Consider the following 20,837-nt stretch of genomic DNA (forward strand, 5'->3'; position numbering starts at 1 on the left):
GTCAGGCGTAGTCCACCCAGACGCCGCCTGCATCGGCCGAGCGCACGCAGTTCTCCACCCAGCGCACGCCCGCGACGCCCGCAGCCGCGTCGGGGTAACGCAGGGCGGGGTCCGGGGCGCGGCCCTCGTTCGCGGCCTCGATGGCGCGGGCGAAGCGTTCGTACATCGTCGCCCAACTTTCGAAGAGCCCCTCTGGGTGTCCTCCGCCGATCCGGTCGTCGGCGCGCGCGGCAGGGCTCAGATAGTCCATGCCGCGGTCGAGAATGCGCGGCGGTTCGCCCTGCACCTCGTAGCGAAGCTGGTTCGGGAACTCGTCCCACCACTCGATGGACGCCTTCTCGCCGACGATCCGCACCTTCTGGCTGTGCATCGCCCCGGCGTTGACGGCCGAGGTCCAGAGCGTGCCGAAGGCGCCGCCCTCGTATTCCATCAGCGTCACCGCGTTGTCTTCCAAGGGTGCGCGCGAGGCGACGAAGCTCTGCCGCGCGCACATCAGGCGCTTGATCCTGAGATCCGGACAGATCACCTCGGAGAGGTAAAGCGGGTGCGTGGCAAGGTCTCCGAGGACGTAGGACGGCCCGGCGAATTTCGGGTCCACCCGCCACCTGATCGCCGGGTTCTCCTCTTCCACCGGGGCGGAATGGAAGCCGTGGGCGAACTGGAGGTTCACCAGCCGCACTTTGCCCAGCGCACCCGACGCGACGAGCGCGCGCGCTTCCTCGATTGTCTGGTAGCAGGAATAGCCGTAGGTCACGCCGATCACCCGGCCCTTGGTCCTGGCGAGCGCCTTCAACTCCTCTGCCTCGGCGGTGGTGAAGCAAAGGGGCTTCTCGCAGATGACATGCAGTCCCGCCTGAAGCGCGGCCTTCGCGATTTCGTAATGCGTGTTGTTGGGCGTCGCTATGGTGACAACCTCGACCCCGTCCGTGCGCGCCGCCTCGGCAGCGATCATCGCGCCCCAGTCGGGATAGGCGCGGCCCGGCTCGACGCCGAGGTCGGCCGCAAAGGCCGCGCCCCGCGCCGCGTTCAGGTCGAGCGCCCCGGCTTTCAGCTCGAAATACCCGTCCCTCAGCGCCGCCGAACGGTGGATGTAGCCGATCTGGCTGCCCCGCCCGCCGCCGACCATGCCCCAGCGCAGCGCGCGTTTCGTCTTTCTGGTGCCGTCGATCATGGCCCTGCCTCCCTCAGTATCCGACGCTTTTCAGGTAGTCCCGGCTCGCCTTCACATCGGCGAGCGATCCGGCCGCGTTAAGCGGATCGCGTTCCTGCTCCACCGTGATGTAGCCGCCGTAGCCCTTCTCGGCCAGAAAGGCCCGGATCGCCGGATAGTCGATGACGCCCCGGCCGATCGGGCACATGACGCCTTGCGCACAGGCCTCGAAGAAGCGGATGCGTTCGCCCATGACGCGGTCGAACACGGTTCGGTCGATGTCCTTGAAGTGGATGTAGTCGATCCGGTTCCAGTAGCGCGCGAGCGTATCGAGCGGATCCATCCCGGCGTAGTGGCTGTGGCCGGTGTCGATGCAGAAGCCCGCGACATCCGCTGGGATGTCGGCGGCGAGCCGGTCGATCTCGTCGCGGAACTCGATGTAGCCGCCGGCGTGGGGATGCACCACGGCGCGCACGCCGGACTCATCCCTCGCAACCTCTGCGATGGCGCGGATCGTCGCCATCATCCCGTCCCAGGCTTCCGCCGACAGTCTCGGCGCGCGCGCCGAATGGCCGGCGGCGAAGTCGCGTTCGTCGTGGCCCCAGTCCATGACGGTGAGATAGGGCGCCGGGTAGCGCTGCCCGCCCGCCACGGGCGGCTTGGGCAGACCGGTGATCAGCGCGCAGATCTCGCGGGTCTGGCGCAAGAGGTCGGCGCGCCGCGCCGGCGCCACCAGATCGTCGAAGATCGTGCCCGCGACGATGTAGAGCCCCCGCGCCGTCAGTGCCTCGCTCACAACGGGCAGGTCGAGCGGCACGTAGCCATAGGGGCCAAGCTCCAGCCCGCCATAGCCTGCCGCGGCAGCCTCGTCGAGGACGCGGGTCCATGCGGGAAGGTTGGGGTTCGTCACGTCATCGACGCCCCAGCAGCAAGGTGCCGTCGTCACAGTGATGCCCATTGCCCCCTCGCGCTCGGTTTCCCGGTGAATGCGCCTTTCGCCGGCGCGAGGAAAGGGCCGCTCTGACGAGATTTCATCAGCGCCAAGACGAAGCGGGCGCCCCGCCAGGGACGCCCGCCCGCCGTCCGAACCGGGGGGATGGTCAGGCCGGCTGGTCCGGTCGGCTGGTCAGCGTGACCGAGGTTTCGACCGGTTTTCCTGCCCGCATGAGCGAGAGCGTCACGGTGGCGCCCGGCGCATCCGTCGCGATGAGCCGCGTGAGGTCGCGTGGGGAGTTCACCTCTGTCCCGTTGACGCTGAGGACGATGTCACCCCGCGTGATCCCGGCCTTCGCCGCCGGGGTGTCAGCGGTCACGTCGGAGACGAGCACGCCCTTCGCCTTGTCGAAACCGAGGGCGGCCGCGATATCCTCCGTCACCGGCTGGATCTGCACGCCGAGGAAGCCGCGCTCCACCGTGCCGCCCTCGGCCAGCGCCGCGACGACCTTGGACGCGGTCTCAGAGGGTACCGCAAAGCCGATGCCGACCGAGCCGCCGGTGGGCGAGAAGATGGCGGTATTGATGCCGACGACCTCGCCGTCGGTGTTGAACAGGGGGCCGCCGGAGTTGCCCTTGTTGATGGCCGCGTCGGTCTGGATGTAGTTGTCGAAGGGGCCCGAATTGATGTCCCGGCCGAGCGCCGAGACGATGCCCGAGGTCACGGAATTCCCAAGGCCGAAGGGGTTGCCGATGGCCACCACGTCCTGCCCGACCTTCAGTTGCGTGGAGTCCCCGAAGGCCACCGTCGGCAGGCTGTCGCCAGCCTCGACCTTGATCAGCGCGATGTCCGTCGCGGCATCGCGTCCAAGCACCTTGCCATCAACGGTGCGCCCGTCGGACAGAGTCACCTTCACCGAATCCGCGCCATCGACGACATGGGCGTTGGTAACGATTTGCCCGTCGGCCGAGACGATGAAGCCGGTGCCGACGCCGCGCACCTCGCCTCCGTGACCCTGCGGATCCCCGGGCATCGGCATCGGCATCCCGAATCGGCGCATGAACTCGTCGAAGGGGAAACCCTCGGGCATGTTGCCAGGGGTCATCGCCGGCTGCTCGACCGCCTTAGTGACCTCTATGTAGACCACCGCCGGCGCGACCTTCTCGACAAGCGCGACATAGCCGCCGGGCTGGACCGCCGCGGCATGGGCGGGCGCGGGCATGAGGGCGGGCGCGACGGCGGTCAGCGCCGTGGCGCCCATGAGCGCACCGAGCGCGAGCGCCGGTATGCGCAGGGTGCGGGAACGGGTGGGAATTGTCATCGTCTGCTCCTTCGAAGAGGGGGCCCGGCCGCTGCCGGGGACGATGCCAAGTTGGAGCGGCGTCCTTGCACCCGACCGTCGCCAGGGTTGAATTTCCGTAAGCTTCATCACACGGCCGCGAGCCATCGGCGAAACTGACCGAAATGTAATCTTCGCGTCAGCGCCCCGCAGCGTCGGCGTGACAAAGCGGCCCGGCCCGCCCATGTTGAGGCCAGCGAGAAGACGGACCGCCGCGATGAAGCTCCTCCTGATCGAAGACGACGCGACGACCGCGGCCTATGTGGCGAGGGGCCTGCGCGAGGAAGGCCATGTCGTCGATCACCTGACCGACGGGCGCGAGGCGCTCGCGCAGGCGATGCGGGGCGGCTACGACGTGCTGATCGTCGACCGGATGCTGCCGGGGCTCGACGGGCTTTCGCTCGTCCGCGCGCTGCGCTCGGCCAAGGTGACTGTGCCGGCACTCTTCCTCACGGCCATGGGCGGGGTAGACGACCGGATCGAGGGTTTGCGGGCGGGCGGCGACGACTATCTCGTGAAACCCTTCGCCTTCGGCGAGCTTTCCGCCCGGATCGACGTGCTTGGCCGCCGTGCCGCGCAGCCGGTGGTGGAAACCGTGCTGAAGGCGGGAGACCTGACGATGGACCTCATCGCCCGCAAGGTGACGCGCGCCGGCAAGGAGATAGACCTCCTGCCCCGCGAATTCACGCTCCTGGAACACCTGATGCGCCGCAAGGGTCGGGTGCAGACGCGCACGATGCTGCTCGAATCCGTCTGGGACCTCAGCTTCGATCCGCAGACCAACGTTGTCGAAACCCATGTCAGCCGGCTCCGCGCCAAGGTGGACAAGCCCTTCGGGCGCGAACTGATCCGCACCGTTCGCGGCGCGGGCTACAAGATCGAGGACTGACATTGGCGCCGCGCCTCTTCCGCCTGATGAGCCGCAGCGCGGGATCGACGCCGGTACGCCAGGCCATGGGCCTCGTCGCGGTCTTCGCCGTGGTCAATCTCGTCACCCTCGGCCTCGCCTACCTCAGCCTCAGGACCAGCGCGGAGGAGGCAATGCGCGCCAACCTTGCCCAGCTCATGGCCGGGTTCGAGGTTGCGGCCTCGCCCGGCGCGGCCGAGGTCATGGTGACGGCGGCGGCCGAGGCGGCCGATCCGGCCCACCGGGTCTTCGCCTACATCGCCCCCGACGGCCGCGTGACCGGCAATGCCGACGCGCGGCTAACGGGCGAAGGCGTGGAAATCCGGCCAATGCCGGAGGGCCGCCCGCTTGGCCGCGACGGCTACATGCCGCTCATCGACCGGCAGGCGGGGGGCGTGCTCATCATCGGCGAAAGCCTGACGCCGATCCGCGAGCTTGGCCGCACCTTTCTCGGGCTCCTCGCCCTCAGCCTGGGGCCCACGGTGCTGATCTCGCTCGGGATCGGCGCGGCGCTCGCCGCCCGTGCCCGGGCGCGGGTGGAACGGATCGAGCGGGCGCTCTCCCGCCTCTCTGAAGGCGCATTCGACACCCGCATTCCGGCCGAGCCGGGCCGGGCCGACGACCTTGCCCGGATCGGCGCGCGGATCAACCGCATGGCCGAGGCCCAGGAGGCCGCGACCGAAGCACTGAAACAGGTCTCCGCCGACATCGCACATGACCTCAAGACACCGCTGCAGCGGATGACGGTCCTGCTGCACGACCTCCGCGACGGCCTGTCCACTGGAAGCCGCGAGGCGGGGCTGGCGGACCGCGCGCTGGCCGAGGCCGAGGGCGCCGTCGCCGTGTTCCAGGGCCTCCTCCGCATCGCCCAGATCGAGGGCGGTGGCACCCGCCTTCCCTCGGTGCCCTTCGATCTCAACGCGCTGGCGGCGGGTATCGCGGAGATCTACGGGCCAGACGCCGAAGAGGCCGGACGCGCGCTGATCCTGGACCTCTCGGCCGCGCCGCTCACGGTTTCGGGTGACAAGGGCCTGGTCGGCCAGGCACTCGCAAATCTCATCGAGAATGCATTCCGCCACACGCCGGATGGCACGGCGATCAGCCTGCGCACCGCTGAGGAAGGCGGCCGCCCGGTGCTCGAGGTGGCTGACCGCGGCCCCGGCATTCCGGAGGAGGAGCGCGAGAAGGTGCTGCGGCGGCTCTACCGGCTGGAGCGCAGCCGGACGACGCCGGGCCACGGGCTTGGCCTCGCGCTCGTCGCCGCGACGGCGCGACACCATGGGGCGGAACTCGCGCTCCTCGACAATGCACCGGGGCTGAAGGTGCGGATCGCGTTCCCCGCACGCCGAGACGGGGGCGCGGAAGCTACTCGCGGCCGATCTTCGCCTCCTCCCGCGCAATCGACCAATCGATGAGCCGCCGCCAGAGTGCCTCGGCCAGATCGGGGTCGAGCGCCTCGGCCATGGCGCGGGCACGAACCTTTTCGACGACTTCCTCCACCCGGTCGTCGATCCGCGCCGGCAGGCCCAGCGCCGGCTTCAGCTCTGCCGCCCGGTCGATGTAGCCCGCGCGCTCGGCCAGCAGCGCCACGAGCCGCGCGTCGATGCGGTCGATCTCGGCGCGAAGCTCGGCCATGGTACTGCATTGCGAAGGCGTCATTGCCGTCCTCCCTCGTCGTCAGATCCACTTGGCCAGGGGCGGCAGGCTCATCAGCACGGCGTTCGCGTCGTGCCCGGTCTCCAGCCCGAACTTCGTGCCGCGGTCGTAAACCAGGTTGTACTCGGCATAAAGCCCACGGTGCACAAGCTGGATGTCGCGCTCGGCCGCGCCGAAGGGCGTGCCGAGCCGACGTTCGACCAGCGGCACGAAGGCCGACAGGAAGGCCCGGCCCACATCCTGGGTGAAGGCGAAATCGGCCTCCCAGCCGCCGGTGTTCAGATCGTCGAAGAAGATGCCGCCGACACCCCGCGCGCGGCCCCGGTGGGGGACGAAGAAATACTCGTCGGCCCAGGACTTGAAGCGGGGATAGTAGCCGGGATCATGTGCGTCGCAGGCCGCTTCCAGCGTGGCATGGAAATGCAGCGTATCCGCAGGGTATTCGATGCAGGGGTTGAGGTCGGCGCCGCCGCCGAACCACCAGGCATGGGGCGTCCAGAACATCCGGGTGTTCATGTGGACGGCCGGCACATGCGGGTTCTGCATGTGGGCGACGAGACTGATGCCGGAGGCCCAGAACCGCGGATCCTCCGCCATGCCCGGAATGCCGCGCGCGGCCATCGCCGCCTGCGCCCGCGCGCCCAGCATGCCATGGACCGTCGAGACGTTGACGCCCACCTTCTCGAACGCGCGACCGCCCCGCATCACGCTCATGAGCCCGCCGCCGGCATCGCCTCCGCCGTCTGCCGTTCGCCGGGTCTCGGTTACCTCGAACCGGCCCGGCCCGGCGTCGCCCTCCCGTGGCGGGGCGGTGTCCTCCAGCGCCTCGAAAGCCGCGACGATCTCGTCGCGAAGCGTGCGGAACCACGCCGCGGCGCGGAGTTTCCTGCTTTCGAAGTCATCTGGCATGATCGCTTTCCCTGTTTGGATCGCACCACTCCGCCTAGCAGCTTCGCGCGCGCCCCGCCAGAACCCGGCCGGACTCTGCGACATTTCAGTCCGGGGGGTTTGGCAGCGCGGCGCGGCGCGCTAGACTGGCTTTCCCATCCCCGGTGCCGAGTCGCCCATGTTCATGCCCCGCATACCCGCCCTCCTGACCCTCGCGCTCGCCTTGGCCGCCTGCGCGACCGACCCGGCCAGCCGCTGCGCCCCGGAAGAGGCGCGCGAACTGAAGACCATCGACAGACTGATCGCCGAGGCGCGCACCGACATCGAGCGCGGATACCGCACGGTGCAGGTGCCGACGGGGGCGGCGGTGAACCTCTGCCTGGGCAGCGCACGATCGCACGTGGGCGTCAGCTTCTGCACCGATCCGGGCACGCGGACCCGCACCGAGGCCATCGACACCGCCGCTGCGACCCGCACGCTCGACGCGCTTCTCGCGCGCCGCGAACGGCTTCAAGCGCAGATCGCCGCCGCCGTCGCCGCCTGCCCCGCCCCCTGAAGTCGCCCCCGAGATTGCCCATGCGCCGCTCCGCCGCCCTACTTGCCCTTCTCGCCGCACTCGCCGCCTGCGGAACGCCGCAGGAACAGTGCATCCGCACCGCCACGCGTGAGCTTCGCACCCTTGACCGGCTGATCGCCGAACAGCAGGCGACGCTCGCCCGGGGCTATGGTTACGAACGGCGCGAGGTCATGCACTACGAATGGCAGATCTGCGACGACTGGGTGGCGGGGACCCCGCGGCGGATGTGCTTCGAGCCGGTCTGGGACACGGTGAAGCAGCCGGTGGCCATCGACCCGGCGGCCGAACAGCGCAAGCTCGACGGGCTCCTCGCCCGGCGCAAGGCGCTCCTCGCGCAGTCGGAGCCAGCAATCGCGGCCTGCAAGGCGAAGTTCCCCGAATGAGGCCACGCGCCGGACTGGTCCTCCTCGTCCCCCTGCTTCTTGGCGCCTGCGCCGGCGCAGGGCGTGACCAGTGCATGCGCGCGGCGGTGGCGGAAGTGCGCACCATCGACGCGCTGATCGCCGAAACCGAGGCCGGGCTCGCCCGCGGCTACGGGATCGACCGCCAGACGGTCCCCTATCTCGAACGCCGCCGGTGCGGCGACGGGGGCGGCAGTTGCCTTTACACCGAAACCGAGATCGTGGAGACGCCGAAGACGATCGACCCGGCGTCCGAGAGCCGCCGCATTGCACTCCTGCAGGACCGGCGGGCGGCGGCAGTTCCGCGCGCACTCGACCACATCGCCGCCTGCAAGGCGCGCTATCCGGGATGACCCTTCAATAGGCCGGAACGCAGACCGGATCGACCACGCTGCGGCCGCCGTCGACACCGAGGATCTGTCCGGTCACGAAGCCCGCCCCGTCCGACGCGAGGAACTGCGCGACCTCCGCGACCTCCGTTGGCGTCGCGATCCGGCCGAGCGGCGTGCCCGCAATGACGGAGTCGCCCCAGTCGGGGTTTTCCTTCAGCGTTGCCTGCAGGCTCGCGCTCATAACGCTTGCGATGCCAATGCCGTTCACCCGAATCCGCTCCGGCGCGAGCACGACGGCGAGCGAGCGCGTCGCCTGGTCGAGCGCCGCACCGGCGAGGGAGTATGCCAGCAGGCCCGGCTGCGCCCGACGCGCGGCCAGCGTCGAGACGTTGATGATCGTGCCCACCGGGCCTTCGGTCTGCTCGTCGCGCCCGGCCTGCGCGATCATCCTGCGCGCGGCCATCTGGCTCAGTTTCAGGGCCGGCAGGAGGTTTTGCCGCAGCATGTTCTCGATCGAGGGATCGTCGGGGTTCAGCGGATCCTCGGTCGGCAGGACCGTGCGCTGGGCGTTCACCAGGATGTCGATCCGCTCGAAGGCGTCCACCGTGGCCGACAGCAGGTTGGCGAGCGTCAGCTTCTGGCTGAGGTCGCCGGCGAAGTAGCGCGCCGGTCCGTCCTCGGTCGCGATCGCGGCGACCTCCTCGGCCAGGCGCGCCTCGTCGGCATCGGCGAACATGACCTTCGCGCCCCGGTCGACGAAGTGGCGGGCTATGGCAAGGCCGATGCCTTTGGCCGCCCCGGTGACGATGGCGCTCTTGCCGGCGATGGACAGGGACATGGGCTCTCCGCGCTCCGTGATTCTGCCGGGCGAGGTTAGCCGAGATCACCGGCGCCGGCGAGGCGGAGGGGCGGCGGCGGCCTGGGCGCGCGCTACGGGCCGCGCCGCGGCAAAAAGCTTGAAGGCGCCGTCGCCGCCGATCTCGGCCACCTCGCGGAAGTGGCGGGCCAGCACCGCCTCGTAAGGCAGGTGCCGGTTGGCGACCATCCAGAGCCGGCCCGCCGGCGCCAGCATCCCCGCCGCGGCACCGATGAAAGCGGCACCGAGCGCCGGATCGGCCGCGCGTCCCGCGTGGAAGGGCGGGTTCATCACCACGGCGTCGAACCGCGCCTCGGGCCGGAACCGCGTTGCATCCGCCCAGTGGAAGCGCGCGCGCGGATCGGTCACGTTCCTGCGGGCACAGGCGAGGGCGGCATGATCGGCTTCGACCAGATGCAGTTCCGCCACGCCCTGCCGCGTCAGGACCTGCGCCGCAAGCCAGCCCCAGCCGGCGCCAAGGTCGGCGACCCGCGCCGGCATCCGCTCTGGCAAGGCCTCCGCGAGCAGGGTCGAGCCTAGGTCGACCTTCTCGGCAGAAAAGACCCCCGCTCGCGTCACGAAGCCGGGCGCGGGGGAAAGATCGACCGCGCGCCAATCGTCGAAGCCGGCGCCCGCGCGGAAGCGGAAGATCTTGCCGTGCGCCTTGGCGATCGGGGCGGAAACGGCGGTGCGGGCGCGCAGATCCTTCAGCATCGGATCGATACCATCCGTCTTCTGCCCGTCGACCCAGACCGGACCGCCCGCAGCCACGAGCCTTGCAGCCTCCGCCACGGCCGATCGCGCAGCCACCCGCGACCGCGGCAGAAGCACGACCGCCGCGGCGAAATCGCCGGTTGCGGCGGCAATTTCCGGCACGACCGTCCAGCCCTGGGCGGCAAGTGCATCGTTGTCGGGCCGGAACCCCTGCACGACGACCGTCCGCTCCTTCGGCAGATCCGAAAGATCGGGGCCGGCGCCGATCACGAGCACGCGGCCCGGGGCGGGCAGCGCATCGGCACCCGTAAGCGCGAGGGCAAGTCTGGGATTTGTCATCGGGATCGGGGCCGCGCCCCTATTCCTTTTCCATCGTGCATTGCAGCGGATGCTGGTGACGGCGCGAGAAATCCATCACCTGCGCCACCTTCGTTTCCGCCACCTCGAAGGAAAAGACGCCCACGACGGCGAGTCCCCTCTTGTGCACGGTCAGCATGATCTCGAACGCTTGCGCGTGGCTCATCCCGAAAAAGCGTTCGAGCACATGGACGACGAACTCCATCGGCGTGTAGTCGTCGTTCAGAAGTAGCACCTTGTAGAGCGGCGGGCGCTGCGTCTTCGGCCGCGTCTTGGTGATGACCGAGGTCTCGTGCTCTCGACCCTCCTTGCGGTCCGACAATGTGACGGGGCTCGGCGCCAAGGGCTCCCTCCTCGGGGGATTCGCGGACAAGGGGTTCGGTCCCCAATATAATGCAGGAATGGGACGAGAAAAGGGTTCCCCTGGGAGAGGGAATTGATCGCGCCCGCGCGCCGCGCCAGACTGCATCCCGGGGGAGGTGCACATGCCTGCACTCGATGCCATCGCCTTCGATGCCGACGACACGCTCTGGCACAACGAGCGGTTCTTCCGCCTGACACAGGACCGTTTCGCCGCGCTTCTCGCCGATGTCGCGCCGCGCGACCATCTGGAGGAGCGGCTCCTCGCGGCCGAGCGGCGCAACCTCGGGCACTACGGCTTCGGCATCAAGGGCTTCATGCTGTCGATGATCGAGACCGCGCTCGACGTCACCGGGGACCGGGTGCCGGCCCGCGTCATCCGGGAGATCGTCGCGGCCGGACAGGAGATGCTCGCCCATCCGATCGAGCTTCTGCCCCATGCCCGCGCGGCGGTGGAACGCCTGGCAGGAAGCCACCCGGTCCTGCTCATCACCAAGGGCGACCTTCTCGACCAGGAACGCAAGCTGGCCCAGTCCGGCCTTGGCGACCTCTTCGCCGGGGTGGAGATCGTGTCGGACAAGTCCGCCCCCGTCTATGCCGCGATCTTCGCCCGGCACGGCTTTGCGGCCGGCTCCGTGCTCATGGCCGGCAACTCGCTCAAGTCCGATGTCCTGCCGGTCCTGGAGGTCGGAGGCTTCGGAGTCCATGTGCCGCACGACCTGACCTGGGCGCTCGAAGAGGTCGAACCGCCGGAGGGTCACGGGCGTTTCCACCGGCTTGAAGACCTCGGCGCCCTGCCGGCGCTGGTCGGACGGATCGAAAACAGCGGCTAGGTCGATCTTGTGTGCCGCACCGATGAAGTCGCAAAATCTGCTCGCACCGTGCGCGCCGTTCCTTTCGCTATCTCAGCTTCGGCAACAAAGACATTGAATTTCAGGTGTTTTCGGCGCGAAAGCCCTGTGCTATCGTGGGGCAAATCACAAAGCTCTGGCGACAATGACCGGGGCGCGAGGCAGGATATAGGTGAGACAGGTGTTCGTCTGTCCCGAGCAGTGCGGTTCCCGCACGCGAGTCTTCTTGGCGATCGCTCTGGCGTGGCTCCTCGTGCCGCTCGCGGCTCTGGCCGCGCCCTACGCCGACTACGTGATCGACGTCCGCACCGGCGAGGTGCTGCATCAGGACAACGCCGACACCCGGCTGCATCCCGCCTCGCTCACCAAGATGATGACGCTCTACATCGCCTTCGAGGCGATCGAGCGCGGTGAAATCACGCTCGACAGCAAGGTGACGATCTCGAAACACGCGGCCTCGATGCCGCCTTCGAAGCTAGGGTTGAAGCCGGGCCAGACGATCGCGCTGCGCTACTTGATCCGCGCGGCCGCGATCAAGTCCGCGAACGACGCCGCGACCGCCATCGGCGAGGCGATCGAGGGATCGGAGCCCGCCTTTGCCAAGCGGATGAACCGTACTGCCAAGGCGCTCGGCATGACCCGGTCGACCTTCGTCAACGCCAATGGGCTGACCGCGAAGGGACATCTCTCCACGGCCCACGACATGACGATCCTCGGCCGGCACCTCTTCTACGACTACCCGCAGTACTACAACATCTTCTCGCGCACCTCGGCCGATGCCGGCGTCGCGCAGGTCGCCTCCACCAATCGCCGCTTCCTTGCCGCCTACAAGGGCGCCGACGGGATCAAGACGGGCTACACCCAGGCTGCGGGCTTCAACCTGGTGGCCTCTGCCCAGCGCGGCAACAAGCACGTCATCGCCACCGTCTTCGGCGGCAAGTCCACCGCCGACCGCAATGCAAGGGCGGCGCAGCTGCTCGACATGGGCTTCGGAAAGGCGCCGAACCGTGCCGCCGTACAGAAACCTGCGCGGCCCGCCTACACCGGGACGGAGCCGCCGGAACTTCTCGTCGAGGACACGACGGACGAGGACGACGCCCTTGCCGAAGCCATCGCGCGCGCCGTGACGACGGCGCCCGATGCGGTGCCAGCCGGCAAGACGATCCGCCTCAAAGTCGCCGTGGTGCAGAGCCCCCGGCCCCGCACGCGACCGCTGCCCGGCGCGACGGAGCCCGCCGATGCACCGGCCGAGGAACTGCTCCTCGCGATGCAGGACGACATCGCCGACGCCCTCGCCGAGGCGCAGGCGCTCGCCCTCGCCGAGGCGCCGGCCGCCGAAGCTGCCGGATCGCAGGCGGAGGTCGCCGTCGCCGATGCGGAAACTTCGCAGGAAGCCGCGCCCGAGCCCGCGGGTCCGGTCTTTGCGCAGACCGCGACTCCGCAGCCCGAAACGGTCCTCGCGCTGGCTGAACCGGGCGCACCCGACCCCGCCAAGGCCGACGCGACCGCCGAGCCGCTCGCGCTCGCCGCCGCGCCCACCCTGCCGGCCCTGCGCCCCGCGGCGCGACCCGATGCGCTCGTCACGGCCGCGGCCCCGGCCACGGATGCCGAACCGGTTCCCACGGAGACCGCGGTGGTCGAGGCGATGCCGCTGCCATCGCCGGAAGCCTCCGCACCGGCAATCGAGCCCGCACCCGCCGAGGCGACCGACGTCCAGCTTGCCGCCGAAGACACCGAGACGGCCGAGGTCCGGCTCGCGGCCAGCGATACCGCTGTCGACACGCCGGCCCCGAAGGCGCGGCCCGAGCAGATCGTGCTCGCCGCGTTCACGCCCGCGGAGCCGGAACCGGAGGAACTGGAAGTCGTCACCCGCATCTCCACCTCGGGCGGGCGGCAGTGGGCCATAAACGTCGGCCATTACGGCTCGCGCTACGATGCCGAGCGCCAGCTCCTGCAGGTGGCGCTGGTGGAGATGGCAACGCTCGACGAGGCGCTCCGCAAGGTCGTCTCCCGCCGTGGCGGGTACGACGCGAACTTCGTCGGCATGACCGAAGAGATGGCGAACCTCGCCTGTCGCCGGCTTCAGGCCCGGCAGGCCGAATGCAGCGTCGTCGGCCCCTGACCGCGTTGCCCCGTCAGGGCTTCGGGCGGTCGTCCCAGTCCTTGCTGAGGATGCGGTTGGCGTCACCCTCGGGGTCGTCGTATTGACGGTGCTTCAACGCCCAGAGAAAGGCGGCAAGCCCGACCGCACCGAGAAAGAGAGAAACAGGGATCAGGTAGAGGAGGATTTCCACCGCTGGGCCCTCATTTCAACCGGAGCGCGTTGAGCGAGACCGTGATCGACGAAGCCGACATGGCGAGCGCCGCGATGAGGGGTGTTGCGAGTCCGACGAGCGCAACCGGCACCGCGACGAGGTTGTAGGCGAGCGACAGCGCGAAGTTCTGCTTGATCCGCCGCCGCGTCGTGACCGCGATCCGTACCGCATCCGAGAGGGGCTCGAGATCCTGACCGAGCAGGACGATGTCGGACGCCGTCCGCGCCGCGTCGAGCGCAGAGGCAGGCGAGATCGAGACATGCGCACCTGCCAGCGCCGCAGTGTCGTTCAGCCCGTCGCCCACCATCAGCACCCGGTGGCCCGCCGCCGTCAGCGCGGCGATGCGCGCGGCCTTCTCCTCCGGCCGCATCGCCGACTGCCATTCGGGAATGCCGAGAGTCCCGGCCAGCGCCGCCACCGGCACCTCGCTGTCGCCCGAAAGGAGGATCACGCGCTTGCCGCCGGCGATCAGCCCCCGCACCGCCTCAGCCGCGCCCGGACGCGGCCGGTCGGCAAAGGCGAACTCCACCGCCGGACCGCCGGCGCGCGAAAACCAGGTTGCCGTCCGCTCGCCGCCTTCGGCGCCCAGCCACTCCGCGCGGCCAAGTCGTACGCGATCGCCCGCGAGGCGACCCTCGATGCCCGCCCCCGGCACCTCCGCAAGGTCCACGACCGGCGCCGGGCGGATGCCTTCTGCCTGAAGCGCACGCGCCAGCGACCGACTCAGGGGATGGGAGGAGGCTCCGGCCAATGCCGCGACGATCTCCAGTTCCGGCCGCGGATGTGCCGCGATATCCTGCGCCTCGGGCTCGCCCAGTGTCAGCGTCCCGGTCTTGTCGAAGACGACCGTATCGACCTCGGCCAGCCGTTCGAGCGCAGTGCCGTCCTTGATCAGGAAGCCCTTGCGGAAGAGCTTGCCCGAGGCGGCCGTCACCACCGCCGGCACTGCAAGCGCCAGCGCGCAGGGGCAAGTGATGATGAGGACCGCCGCCGCGACATTGACCGATACCCGCACGTCGCGCGTAAGGTAGAGCCAGACGGAAAACGCGGCGAGCGCCATCAGGTGGACCACGGGCGAATAGGCCCTTGCCATCCGGTCCGCCAGCGAGGTGTAGCGCGTGCGCGCGTTTTCCGCCACCGCCACCAGATCGGCCATACGATGCAGGGAACTGTCCTTGCCCGCCGCCGTCACCCGCACGATCAGCGGCCCGGTCAGGTTGACCTCGCCGGCGCTCAGCGCACTGCCTTCCCCCGCGACGACCGGCAGCGTCTCGCCGGTCAGAAGCGAGCGATCGATCTCGGACGCTCCCTCGGTCACGATGCCGTCGACCGGCATCCGCGCGCCGGGGCGGATGCGCACGAGGTCGCCCGCGCGAAGCGCGGCGATGGGCACGACGCGCTCCTCGCCGGCCTCCAGCTTCGTTGCCCGAGGCACTTCGAGCGCGGCCAGCTCTTCCGCCGCCGACCGCGCCGCGGCCCGGCTGCGGTAGTCGAGGTACCGCCCCGCAAGCAGGAAAAAGCAGAGCGACACCGCGGCGTCGAAGTATGCGTGCTCGCCCCCGTTGAACGTCTCGAAGAGCGAGATCGCCGAGGCAAGGACCAGTGCGAGCGAGATCGGCACGTCCATGCCGAGCCGCCGGGCCTTCAGGGACACCCAGGCCGACTTGAAGAAGGGCTGGCCCGAGAAGGCCAGCGTCGGCAGCGCGATCGCGGCCGAAATCCAGTGGAACATGTCGCGCGTCGCCGCCTCGGCACCCGACCAGACGGCTACGGAAAGGAGCATGATGTTCATCATCGAGAACCCGGCGACGCCGAGCCGCATCAGCAGGTCGTGGCTGCGCTTGTCGGTCTCCGTCACCGACAGGAGGCCAGGGTCGAGCTCATGCGCCGGATAGCCGATGGCATCGAGCCGCTGGATCAGCTTCTCCGCCGTCACCTGCGGCTCTGCCGCGACCGAGACGCGCTTCAGCGTCAGGTTCACCCGCGCCGATCTGACGCCCGGCATCGAGGAAAGCGCCCGTTCCACGTCCGAGATGCAGACGGCGCAATGGACCGTCGGCAGCGACAGGACGAGGCCGGAATCCCCCGCTGCCGCCGCCGCACGGGCGGCGATGTCCTCGGCCGAGGGCGCCGCCACGCAGGCGGGACAGGCGGAGATCGAGGGCGCGGCGACCGACATGGGTCAGCCCTTCACGAAGAGATCGAGCCGCTGGTGGAACCGCGTCCCGTCGGGGGCGAAGGCTTCCATCAGGATCATCCACTTCCCCGGCTCCAGCGTCTCGGCCGCCACATAGTCGGCACCGGTCCAGTCGAAGACGGGGCGACGGTCGTCCGATGCCTCCGTCGTCCGCCCGACGGTGGCCGACAGCCTGTCCACCCGGACCGGCAGGCCATCCCGGTCGCGGAAGCTCAGCGTCAGCGCGCCGTCGCCATAGGCGTGTGACAGGGTCCAGCCCAGAGCTTCCTGAGCCTTCCTCTCGGCGTCGAAGACCTGGCTCGCGACGTAGGAGTTCTGCACCTCGAGCCCGGGGAAGGTGCTGATCGCCTTGACGGCCATCAGCACGTTCACCCCGATGATGACCCCGAAGGCCACGACCGCGATGAGAAGGACCTTCCGGCCGGTCAGCGGCGCCGCCATCTCAGTCGTCCTTTCCATTGAAGACCGTGCCCCGGGCCACCCGCTCGCCGTTGGTTCTGGTCTCGACCACGATCGCGATCTCCGTACGCTCCTTGCCGGCTGCGGGGCTGCCGGCCGGGGCGGTGACATAGACGCGCTGCATCTTCGTATCGTTCGCAGGCACGTCCACCACCACCTTGTCGCTTCCCTCGAGCGTCAACTCGAGCGGGGTGTCGGACTGCAAGGATATCGTGAAGGGCAGAGTTTCGCCATGCTTGTTCCTGAGCCGCACCTCGTAGGTATTGCGGATCGCGCCGTCGGCGAGCGTGACGTAGAGGGGATTGCGCACCGGCGTCACATCGACGCTGATGGGTGACCGCAGGAAGAGCGCGACAAGCATGCCGACCCCGACCAACGACCAGAGTACGGTGTAGAGGATCGTGCGCGGACGGAAGATGTGCTTCCAGACGTTCTTCGGATGCCCGCCGGCCCGTTCGGCCACTTCGTCCTTCAGCGCCATGTAGGCGATGAGCCCGCGCGGCTTGCCGATTCGGTCCATGACCTCGTCGCAGGCGTCGATGCAGAGCGCGCAGGTGATGCATTCGAGCTGCTGGCCGTTGCGGATGTCGATGCCCATGGGGCAGACGTTCACGCAGGCCATGCAGTCGATACAGTCGCCCTGTGCCGGGTCGAGCTCTCCCTTGTGCAGCTTTCCGCGCGGTTCGCCGCGCCATTCGCGATAGGCGACAACCAGCGTGTCCTCGTCGATCATCGCGGCCTGGATGCGCGGCCAGGGGCAGGCATAGATACAGATCTGCTCGCGCGCGAAACCGCCGAAGAAGAAGGTCGTCGCGGTCAGGATCGCCATCGTCAGGTAGGCGATGGGATGGGCGGTGCCATGGATCAGATCCTGAAGCAGCGTCGGCGCGTCGGTGAAATAGAAGATCCATGCGCCGCCCGTGGCCAGGCCGATCAGAAGCCAGAGAACCCATTTCGTCATCCTGAGGCGGAACTTCCGGAAGTCCCACTTCTGGTTCCAGAGCCGGACCCTCGCGTTGCGGTCGCCCTCCACCCAGCGTTCCACGAGAATGAAAAGATCGGTCCAGACCGTCTGCGGGCAGGCGTAGCCGCACCAGACCCGGCCGAGTGCAGAGGTGAAGAGGAAGAGCCCGAGCCCCGCCATGATGAGAAGCCCGGCGATGAAGTAGAATTCATTCGGCCATATCTCGATCATGAAGAAGTAGAAGCGGCGGTTGGCGAGATCGACCAGCACCGCCTGGTCGGGAAGGCTCGGCCCCCGGTCCCAGCGCAGCCAGGGCGTGATGTAGTAGATGCCCAGGGTGACGGCCATGATCACCCATTTCAGGTTGCGGAACTGTCCTTTCACGCGGCGTGGAAATACGGGCTCACGGGCGGCATAAAGCGCCGGAGGATTCTCGCTGGAGCTCATGAAAGTATCCCGGATTTCACTGTTCGCGCGGTCTGACTTACGCGGACATGGCCTGTCGGAGCCTTGATACAGGTCAAAATCCCGCCCGCACATGCGGCGAAAACGCCCTCTTCGGTTCACGCTCAAGTGATTTCGCGCTTGGCGGGCGGTGCTTCCGGGCGTCAAATCGGCGCACGGGCGGCAGCGAGGGAGGGGACCATGTCTGGACGACGCAGTGCCATCGAGTACACCGAATTCAACGCGGCCGAGATCGGCGCCATCGCGCATCTCTACCGGGCGGAGGTCTACCGATCGACGATCTGGCGGACCCGTCTCGACACCACGACCAACTGGGCAGTGGTGACTCTCGGCGTCGCGCTCTCGATCACCTTCGCCTCGCCGGACGCCTCGCCGCTGCCGCTCCTCCTCGTCGGGATCCTCATACTCGTCTTCCTCAACCTGGAAGCGCGGCGCTACCGCTACTTCAACGTCTGGCGGGCGCGATCGCGCTGGCTGGAAAGGAACTTCTACGCGCCGATGCTGAAATCGGGCGACCTCAGGACCGAAACCGCCTGGCACACCGTCCTTGCCGACGATTACCTCCACCCGACCTATCACATCTCCTTCGTGACCGCGCTCGGCCGGCGGATCCGACGCAACTACCTCTGGATTCTCCTGATCCAGGGCATCGCGTTTGTCGGCAAGCTGATGATCCATCCGCTGCCGGTGACAAGCTGGGCCGGCTTCGTGACCCGTGCCGACGTCGGCCCGCTGCCGGGCGAGGCCGTGTTGGGCTTCGGTGTCCTTTACATCGCGTCGGGCGCGGTGCTGGCGAACTGGGTCGCCAGAAGCGATGCGCGCCGCGCCGAAGAACGTGGTGGCAAGGGCGTAGCGATGGGGTAGAAGGAGAAAGGCACCGGCGCCCCCAGGAAACGCGCGAACAGGACGGGGCGCCGATGCTCTCATCCGGGGGGGCGGTTGCCCCCCCGAATTCCGTTGTTACTCGCCGCCGCCGCGGCTGTGGACCCAGGCCGCAACCGCGCGGATGTCGGATTCGCTCAGACGCCCAGTCCAGGACGGCATCACGCCGAAGCGGGCGTTCGTGACGGTCTCGGTCAGAGTGGCCTGATCGCCACCGTAGAGCCAGATCGCGTCGGTTAGGTTCGGGGCACCCTGCGCCCGGTCGCCAGTGCCGTCTTCCATGTGGCAGGCCGCGCAGTTGTCGGTGAACACGACCGCGCCTTCGCTGGCGAGCGCGGCTTCGTGCTCCTGCCCCGAGATCTGCAGGACATACTGCACGACCTGGTCGATCTGCTCGGGCTCCAGCAGCCCGTCGGCGCCGAACTTCGGCATTTCCGAATAGCGCGCGTCGGGGTCTTCGGTGTTGCGGATGCCGTGCGTGATGGTGGTGTGGATGTCCTCCATCGTGCCACCCCAGAGCCAGTCGTTGTCGAGCAGGTTGGGGTAGCCCGCCGCCCCGGCCGCGCCCGAGCCGTGGCACTGCGCGCACCAGGTGCGGAAGATCGCGCCGCCGGCGTTCTGCGTGTAGTTGGCGAGTTCGGGGTCGGCCGCGATGGCGTTCAGGTCCGCCGCCACCAGTTTCGCCTCGACCGGCGCGTTCGCCTCTGAGTAGCGTTGGATCTCGGCCGCCACGTCGGCGCGGGTGTCCTGCCCCAGAAGCCCCTGCGTGGCGCCCGACACGAGCGGCCAGGCCGGATAGGCGATCGTGTAGCCCACCGCCCAGATGATGGTCAGGTAGAAGGTCCAGAGCCACCAGCGCGGCAAGGGGTTGTTGAACTCCTGAATGCCGTCCCACTCGTGGCCGGTGGTTTCCGGATCGGACTTCGTCGTCACGGGTCTCTTGCTCATTTCGAGGCCTCCTGCGGGCGGGCTTCCAAGCCCTCGCCACGCGCGGGTTTGTCTTCGTGCCGGAAGGGGATGTTCGCGATGTCCTCGTGGATCGCCCGCGACCCGGGCCGGAACGCCCAGAGCACGATGGCGCCGAAGAACAGGAAGAGCGCCAGAAGCACCCAGCTGTCCGCGAATTCCCTAAGAAGCGAATAGAAATCCATCGCTCCCCTCCTCAGCGGGCCATGTCGGGCTGGAAGGTCGTGAAGTCGACCATCGTGCCCAGCACCTGCAGATAGGCGATGAGCGCATCCATCTCGGTGATGCCCGGCTGGCGGTCGAAGTTCGACACGACCACGTCCTTGCCGCCCGGGAAGGCGGCGGCGCCGTAACGTTCCTGCAGCCCCGCGGTATCGGAATTCGGATCGGCCTGCGCGGCGAAGTCTGCCTTGGCGAGTTCGATCATCTCGGACGTGTAGGGCACGCCCACCATCGCGTCCGTCGAAAGCCGGTCCGCGATGTGCTCCGGCTCGATCAGCCGGTTGGCGAGGAAGCCATACTTCGGCATCACCGATTCCGGCACGACCGACTGCGGGTCGGTCAGGTGGTCGATGTGCCACTCGTCCGAATAGCGGCCGCCGACGCGGGCGAGGTCGGGGCCCGTCCGCTTCGAGCCCCACTGGAACGGATGGTCGTACTGGCTTTCGGCCGCGAGGCTGTAGTGACCGTAGCGCTCAACCTCGTCGCGCATCGGGCGGATCATCTGGCTGTGGCAGACGTAGCAGCCCTCGCGGATGTAGATGTCGCGGCCGGTGAGTTCCAGGGGCGTGTAGGGGCGCACGCCCTCCACCTTCTCGATCGTGTTCTCGAGATAGAAGAGCGGCACGATCTCAACGATGCCGCCGATCGTCACCACCGCGAAGGCACCGATGAGAAGCGCGGTCGCATTCGTTTCGAGGAACTTGTGCTTTTCAAGAATGGACATGGTCCGAAGCTCCTCTCACTCGGCCGGGACGGCGTTGTTAGTACTGGCAACCGCCGGTTGCTTCGCCACCGTGGCCCACAGGTTGTAGGCCATGATGATCGCGCCGGTGAGGTAGAGCACCCCGCCAAGGGCCCGCACCACGTACATCGGGAACTTCGCGGCCACCGTGTCGGCGAAGGCGTTCACGAGGAAGCCCTGCGCATCGACTTCGCGCCACATCAGACCCTCCATGATCCCCGTGACCCACATCGAGGCGGCGTAGAGCACGATCCCGATGGTGGCGAGCCAGAAGTGCCAGGATACGAGGCTGAGCGAGTAGAG

Annotated in this window: 24 protein-coding genes; 8 read left to right on the forward strand and 16 right to left on the reverse strand. The window is 68.5% G+C overall.

Annotated elements, in window-relative coordinates; genetic code table 11:
• Position 1 precedes the first annotated feature (1 nt).
• The 3 genes from ACMUOO_RS05680 to ACMUOO_RS05690 all read right to left on the reverse strand — a co-directional run bounded on the left by ACMUOO_RS05680 (position 2) and on the right by ACMUOO_RS05690 (position 3,405).
• Positions 2-1,171, reverse strand: coding sequence for a Gfo/Idh/MocA family protein (locus ACMUOO_RS05680; RefSeq protein ID WP_301917828.1), 1,170 nt, complete (start codon positions 1,169-1,171; stop codon positions 2-4).
• Positions 1,172-1,184: 13 nt separating this feature from the next.
• Positions 1,185-2,108 carry a TIM barrel protein gene (locus ACMUOO_RS05685; protein ID WP_301917829.1) on the reverse strand — a complete coding sequence of 308 codons (924 nt, stop codon included), beginning with the start codon at positions 2,106-2,108 and terminating at the stop codon, positions 1,185-1,187.
• Positions 2,109-2,250: 142 nt separating this feature from the next.
• Positions 2,251-3,405 carry a Do family serine endopeptidase gene (locus ACMUOO_RS05690; protein WP_301917830.1) on the reverse strand — a complete coding sequence of 385 codons (1,155 nt, stop codon included), beginning with the start codon at positions 3,403-3,405 and terminating at the stop codon, positions 2,251-2,253.
• A 235-nt stretch (positions 3,406-3,640) separates the two neighbouring features.
• On the opposite strand from ACMUOO_RS05690, the gene ACMUOO_RS05695 reads away from it, so the two are divergent.
• Positions 3,641-4,312: a response regulator transcription factor gene (locus tag ACMUOO_RS05695; protein ID WP_301917831.1), complete on the forward strand. Its 672-nt coding sequence runs from the start codon at positions 3,641-3,643 to the stop codon at positions 4,310-4,312.
• 2 nt (positions 4,313-4,314) lie between these two features.
• The gene (locus tag ACMUOO_RS05700; RefSeq protein ID WP_413854917.1) at positions 4,315-5,745 is read left to right on the forward strand and encodes a sensor histidine kinase; all 1,431 of its coding nucleotides are present in this window, start codon (positions 4,315-4,317) and stop codon (positions 5,743-5,745) included.
• Here ACMUOO_RS05700 and ACMUOO_RS05705 read toward each other — a convergent pair.
• Together ACMUOO_RS05705 and hemF are read right to left on the reverse strand one after the other, a co-directional pair.
• Positions 5,696-5,989 (reverse strand): chorismate mutase, encoded by a 294-nt coding sequence (locus ACMUOO_RS05705; protein ID WP_413854918.1) that lies wholly within the window; start codon positions 5,987-5,989, stop codon positions 5,696-5,698. The genes ACMUOO_RS05700 and ACMUOO_RS05705 overlap by 50 nt on opposite strands.
• A gap of 18 nt (positions 5,990-6,007) precedes the next feature.
• On the reverse strand, positions 6,008-6,895 hold the full coding sequence (hemF, locus tag ACMUOO_RS05710) for an oxygen-dependent coproporphyrinogen oxidase (RefSeq protein ID WP_413854919.1): 888 nt from the start codon (positions 6,893-6,895) through the stop codon (positions 6,008-6,010).
• A gap of 157 nt (positions 6,896-7,052) precedes the next feature.
• Here hemF and ACMUOO_RS05715 point away from each other — a divergent pair, with 157 nt between their 5' ends.
• The 3 genes from ACMUOO_RS05715 to ACMUOO_RS05725 are packed head-to-tail and all read left to right on the forward strand — an operon-like array spanning position 7,053 to position 8,205.
• Positions 7,053-7,430: a hypothetical protein gene (locus tag ACMUOO_RS05715; protein ID WP_413854920.1), complete on the forward strand. Its 378-nt coding sequence runs from the start codon at positions 7,053-7,055 to the stop codon at positions 7,428-7,430.
• A gap of 20 nt (positions 7,431-7,450) precedes the next feature.
• Entirely contained in the window at positions 7,451-7,834 is a 384-nt protein-coding gene (locus ACMUOO_RS05720; RefSeq protein ID WP_301917836.1) for a hypothetical protein, read from the forward strand.
• Positions 7,831-8,205: a hypothetical protein gene (locus tag ACMUOO_RS05725; RefSeq protein ID WP_301917837.1), complete on the forward strand. Its 375-nt coding sequence runs from the start codon at positions 7,831-7,833 to the stop codon at positions 8,203-8,205. The genes ACMUOO_RS05720 and ACMUOO_RS05725 overlap by 4 nt, the downstream gene beginning before the upstream one ends.
• Before the next feature lie 4 nt (positions 8,206-8,209).
• Here ACMUOO_RS05725 and ACMUOO_RS05730 read toward each other — a convergent pair whose 3' ends face one another.
• Genes ACMUOO_RS05730 through clpS form a run of 3 tightly spaced genes read right to left on the reverse strand, consistent with a single transcriptional unit; the run spans position 8,210 to position 10,454 of the window.
• On the reverse strand, positions 8,210-9,022 hold the full coding sequence (locus ACMUOO_RS05730) for an SDR family NAD(P)-dependent oxidoreductase (RefSeq protein ID WP_301917838.1): 813 nt from the start codon (positions 9,020-9,022) through the stop codon (positions 8,210-8,212).
• Positions 9,023-9,067: 45 nt separating this feature from the next.
• The gene (locus tag ACMUOO_RS05735) at positions 9,068-10,093 is read right to left on the reverse strand and encodes a class I SAM-dependent methyltransferase (RefSeq protein ID WP_301917839.1); all 1,026 of its coding nucleotides are present in this window, start codon (positions 10,091-10,093) and stop codon (positions 9,068-9,070) included.
• Positions 10,094-10,112: 19 nt separating this feature from the next.
• A complete protein-coding gene (gene clpS / locus ACMUOO_RS05740; protein ID WP_413854921.1) occupies positions 10,113-10,454 on the reverse strand; it encodes an ATP-dependent Clp protease adapter ClpS in 342 nt (113 codons plus the stop codon).
• Between the two features lie 142 nt (positions 10,455-10,596).
• On the opposite strand from clpS, the gene ACMUOO_RS05745 reads away from it, so the two are divergent.
• Both ACMUOO_RS05745 and ACMUOO_RS05750 read left to right on the forward strand, forming a co-directional pair.
• On the forward strand, positions 10,597-11,304 hold the full coding sequence (locus tag ACMUOO_RS05745) for an HAD family hydrolase (protein WP_301917840.1): 708 nt from the start codon (positions 10,597-10,599) through the stop codon (positions 11,302-11,304).
• Positions 11,305-11,548: 244 nt separating this feature from the next.
• Positions 11,549-13,444 carry a serine hydrolase gene (locus ACMUOO_RS05750; RefSeq protein ID WP_413854922.1) on the forward strand — a complete coding sequence of 632 codons (1,896 nt, stop codon included), beginning with the start codon at positions 11,549-11,551 and terminating at the stop codon, positions 13,442-13,444.
• Positions 13,445-13,457: 13 nt separating this feature from the next.
• Here the strand turns inward: ACMUOO_RS05750 and ccoS are convergent, their stop codons facing one another.
• The 4 genes from ccoS to ccoG are packed head-to-tail and all read right to left on the reverse strand — an operon-like array spanning position 13,458 to position 17,704.
• Positions 13,458-13,616, reverse strand: a complete 159-nt coding sequence (ccoS, locus tag ACMUOO_RS05755) for a cbb3-type cytochrome oxidase assembly protein CcoS (RefSeq protein ID WP_301917842.1) — start codon at positions 13,614-13,616, stop codon at positions 13,458-13,460.
• 10 nt (positions 13,617-13,626) lie between these two features.
• On the reverse strand, positions 13,627-15,816 hold the full coding sequence (locus tag ACMUOO_RS05760) for a heavy metal translocating P-type ATPase (RefSeq protein ID WP_301917843.1): 2,190 nt from the start codon (positions 15,814-15,816) through the stop codon (positions 13,627-13,629).
• A gap of 3 nt (positions 15,817-15,819) precedes the next feature.
• On the reverse strand, positions 15,820-16,275 hold the full coding sequence (locus tag ACMUOO_RS05765) for a FixH family protein (protein WP_301917844.1): 456 nt from the start codon (positions 16,273-16,275) through the stop codon (positions 15,820-15,822).
• A 1-nt stretch (position 16,276) separates the two neighbouring features.
• The gene (gene ccoG, locus ACMUOO_RS05770; RefSeq protein ID WP_413854923.1) at positions 16,277-17,704 is read right to left on the reverse strand and encodes a cytochrome c oxidase accessory protein CcoG; all 1,428 of its coding nucleotides are present in this window, start codon (positions 17,702-17,704) and stop codon (positions 16,277-16,279) included.
• A 198-nt stretch (positions 17,705-17,902) separates the two neighbouring features.
• Here ccoG and ACMUOO_RS05775 point away from each other — a divergent pair, with 198 nt between their 5' ends.
• Positions 17,903-18,586 (forward strand): DUF2270 domain-containing protein, encoded by a 684-nt coding sequence (locus ACMUOO_RS05775; RefSeq protein WP_301920576.1) that lies wholly within the window; start codon positions 17,903-17,905, stop codon positions 18,584-18,586.
• A 96-nt stretch (positions 18,587-18,682) separates the two neighbouring features.
• Here ACMUOO_RS05775 and ccoP read toward each other — a convergent pair whose 3' ends face one another.
• From ccoP to ACMUOO_RS05795, 4 genes are all read right to left on the reverse strand, one after another.
• Positions 18,683-19,552 carry a cytochrome-c oxidase, cbb3-type subunit III gene (gene ccoP, locus ACMUOO_RS05780; protein WP_301920575.1) on the reverse strand — a complete coding sequence of 290 codons (870 nt, stop codon included), beginning with the start codon at positions 19,550-19,552 and terminating at the stop codon, positions 18,683-18,685.
• Entirely contained in the window at positions 19,549-19,755 is a 207-nt protein-coding gene (locus ACMUOO_RS05785; RefSeq protein ID WP_301920574.1) for a cbb3-type cytochrome c oxidase subunit 3, read from the reverse strand. The genes ccoP and ACMUOO_RS05785 overlap by 4 nt, the downstream gene beginning before the upstream one ends.
• A gap of 11 nt (positions 19,756-19,766) precedes the next feature.
• Complete coding sequence (gene ccoO, locus ACMUOO_RS05790; RefSeq protein ID WP_301920573.1) at positions 19,767-20,516, reverse strand: cytochrome-c oxidase, cbb3-type subunit II; 750 nt, start codon at positions 20,514-20,516, stop codon at positions 19,767-19,769.
• Between the two features lie 15 nt (positions 20,517-20,531).
• Positions 20,532-20,837, reverse strand: a 306-nt coding sequence (locus tag ACMUOO_RS05795) for a cbb3-type cytochrome c oxidase subunit I (protein ID WP_413854924.1), incomplete at its 5' end; no start/stop codon positions are given.

Origin of the sequence: Albidovulum sp., assembly GCF_041919395.1 — a bacterium.
GTDB lineage: Bacteria > Pseudomonadota > Alphaproteobacteria > Rhodobacterales > Rhodobacteraceae > Albidovulum.

Excerpts from the sequence above, each read along its gene's own strand:
- hemF (WP_413854919.1), bottom strand. The coding sequence starts at position 6,895 with ATGCCAGATGACTTCGAAAGCAGGAAACTCCGCGCCGCGGCGTGGTTC.
- ACMUOO_RS05715 (WP_413854920.1), top strand. The coding sequence starts at position 7,053 with ATGTTCATGCCCCGCATACCCGCCCTCCTGACCCTCGCGCTCGCCTTG.
- ACMUOO_RS05720 (WP_301917836.1), top strand. The coding sequence starts at position 7,451 with ATGCGCCGCTCCGCCGCCCTACTTGCCCTTCTCGCCGCACTCGCCGCC.
- ACMUOO_RS05775 (WP_301920576.1), top strand. The coding sequence starts at position 17,903 with ATGTCTGGACGACGCAGTGCCATCGAGTACACCGAATTCAACGCGGCC.
- ccoG (WP_413854923.1), bottom strand. The coding sequence starts at position 17,704 with ATGAGCTCCAGCGAGAATCCTCCGGCGCTTTATGCCGCCCGTGAGCCC.
- ACMUOO_RS05725 (WP_301917837.1), top strand. The coding sequence starts at position 7,831 with ATGAGGCCACGCGCCGGACTGGTCCTCCTCGTCCCCCTGCTTCTTGGC.
- ACMUOO_RS05705 (WP_413854918.1), bottom strand. The coding sequence starts at position 5,989 with ATGACGCCTTCGCAATGCAGTACCATGGCCGAGCTTCGCGCCGAGATC.
- ACMUOO_RS05695 (WP_301917831.1), top strand. The coding sequence starts at position 3,641 with ATGAAGCTCCTCCTGATCGAAGACGACGCGACGACCGCGGCCTATGTG.
- ccoO (WP_301920573.1), bottom strand. The coding sequence starts at position 20,516 with ATGTCCATTCTTGAAAAGCACAAGTTCCTCGAAACGAATGCGACCGCG.
- ACMUOO_RS05690 (WP_301917830.1), bottom strand. The coding sequence starts at position 3,405 with ATGACAATTCCCACCCGTTCCCGCACCCTGCGCATACCGGCGCTCGCG.
- ACMUOO_RS05785 (WP_301920574.1), bottom strand. The coding sequence starts at position 19,755 with ATGGATTTCTATTCGCTTCTTAGGGAATTCGCGGACAGCTGGGTGCTT.
- ACMUOO_RS05735 (WP_301917839.1), bottom strand. The coding sequence starts at position 10,093 with ATGACAAATCCCAGACTTGCCCTCGCGCTTACGGGTGCCGATGCGCTG.
- ACMUOO_RS05685 (WP_301917829.1), bottom strand. The coding sequence starts at position 2,108 with ATGGGCATCACTGTGACGACGGCACCTTGCTGCTGGGGCGTCGATGAC.
- ACMUOO_RS05765 (WP_301917844.1), bottom strand. The coding sequence starts at position 16,275 with ATGGCGGCGCCGCTGACCGGCCGGAAGGTCCTTCTCATCGCGGTCGTG.
- ACMUOO_RS05680 (WP_301917828.1), bottom strand. The coding sequence starts at position 1,171 with ATGATCGACGGCACCAGAAAGACGAAACGCGCGCTGCGCTGGGGCATG.
- ccoP (WP_301920575.1), bottom strand. The coding sequence starts at position 19,552 with ATGAGCAAGAGACCCGTGACGACGAAGTCCGATCCGGAAACCACCGGC.
- ACMUOO_RS05730 (WP_301917838.1), bottom strand. The coding sequence starts at position 9,022 with ATGTCCCTGTCCATCGCCGGCAAGAGCGCCATCGTCACCGGGGCGGCC.
- ACMUOO_RS05745 (WP_301917840.1), top strand. The coding sequence starts at position 10,597 with ATGCCTGCACTCGATGCCATCGCCTTCGATGCCGACGACACGCTCTGG.
- ACMUOO_RS05760 (WP_301917843.1), bottom strand. The coding sequence starts at position 15,816 with ATGTCGGTCGCCGCGCCCTCGATCTCCGCCTGTCCCGCCTGCGTGGCG.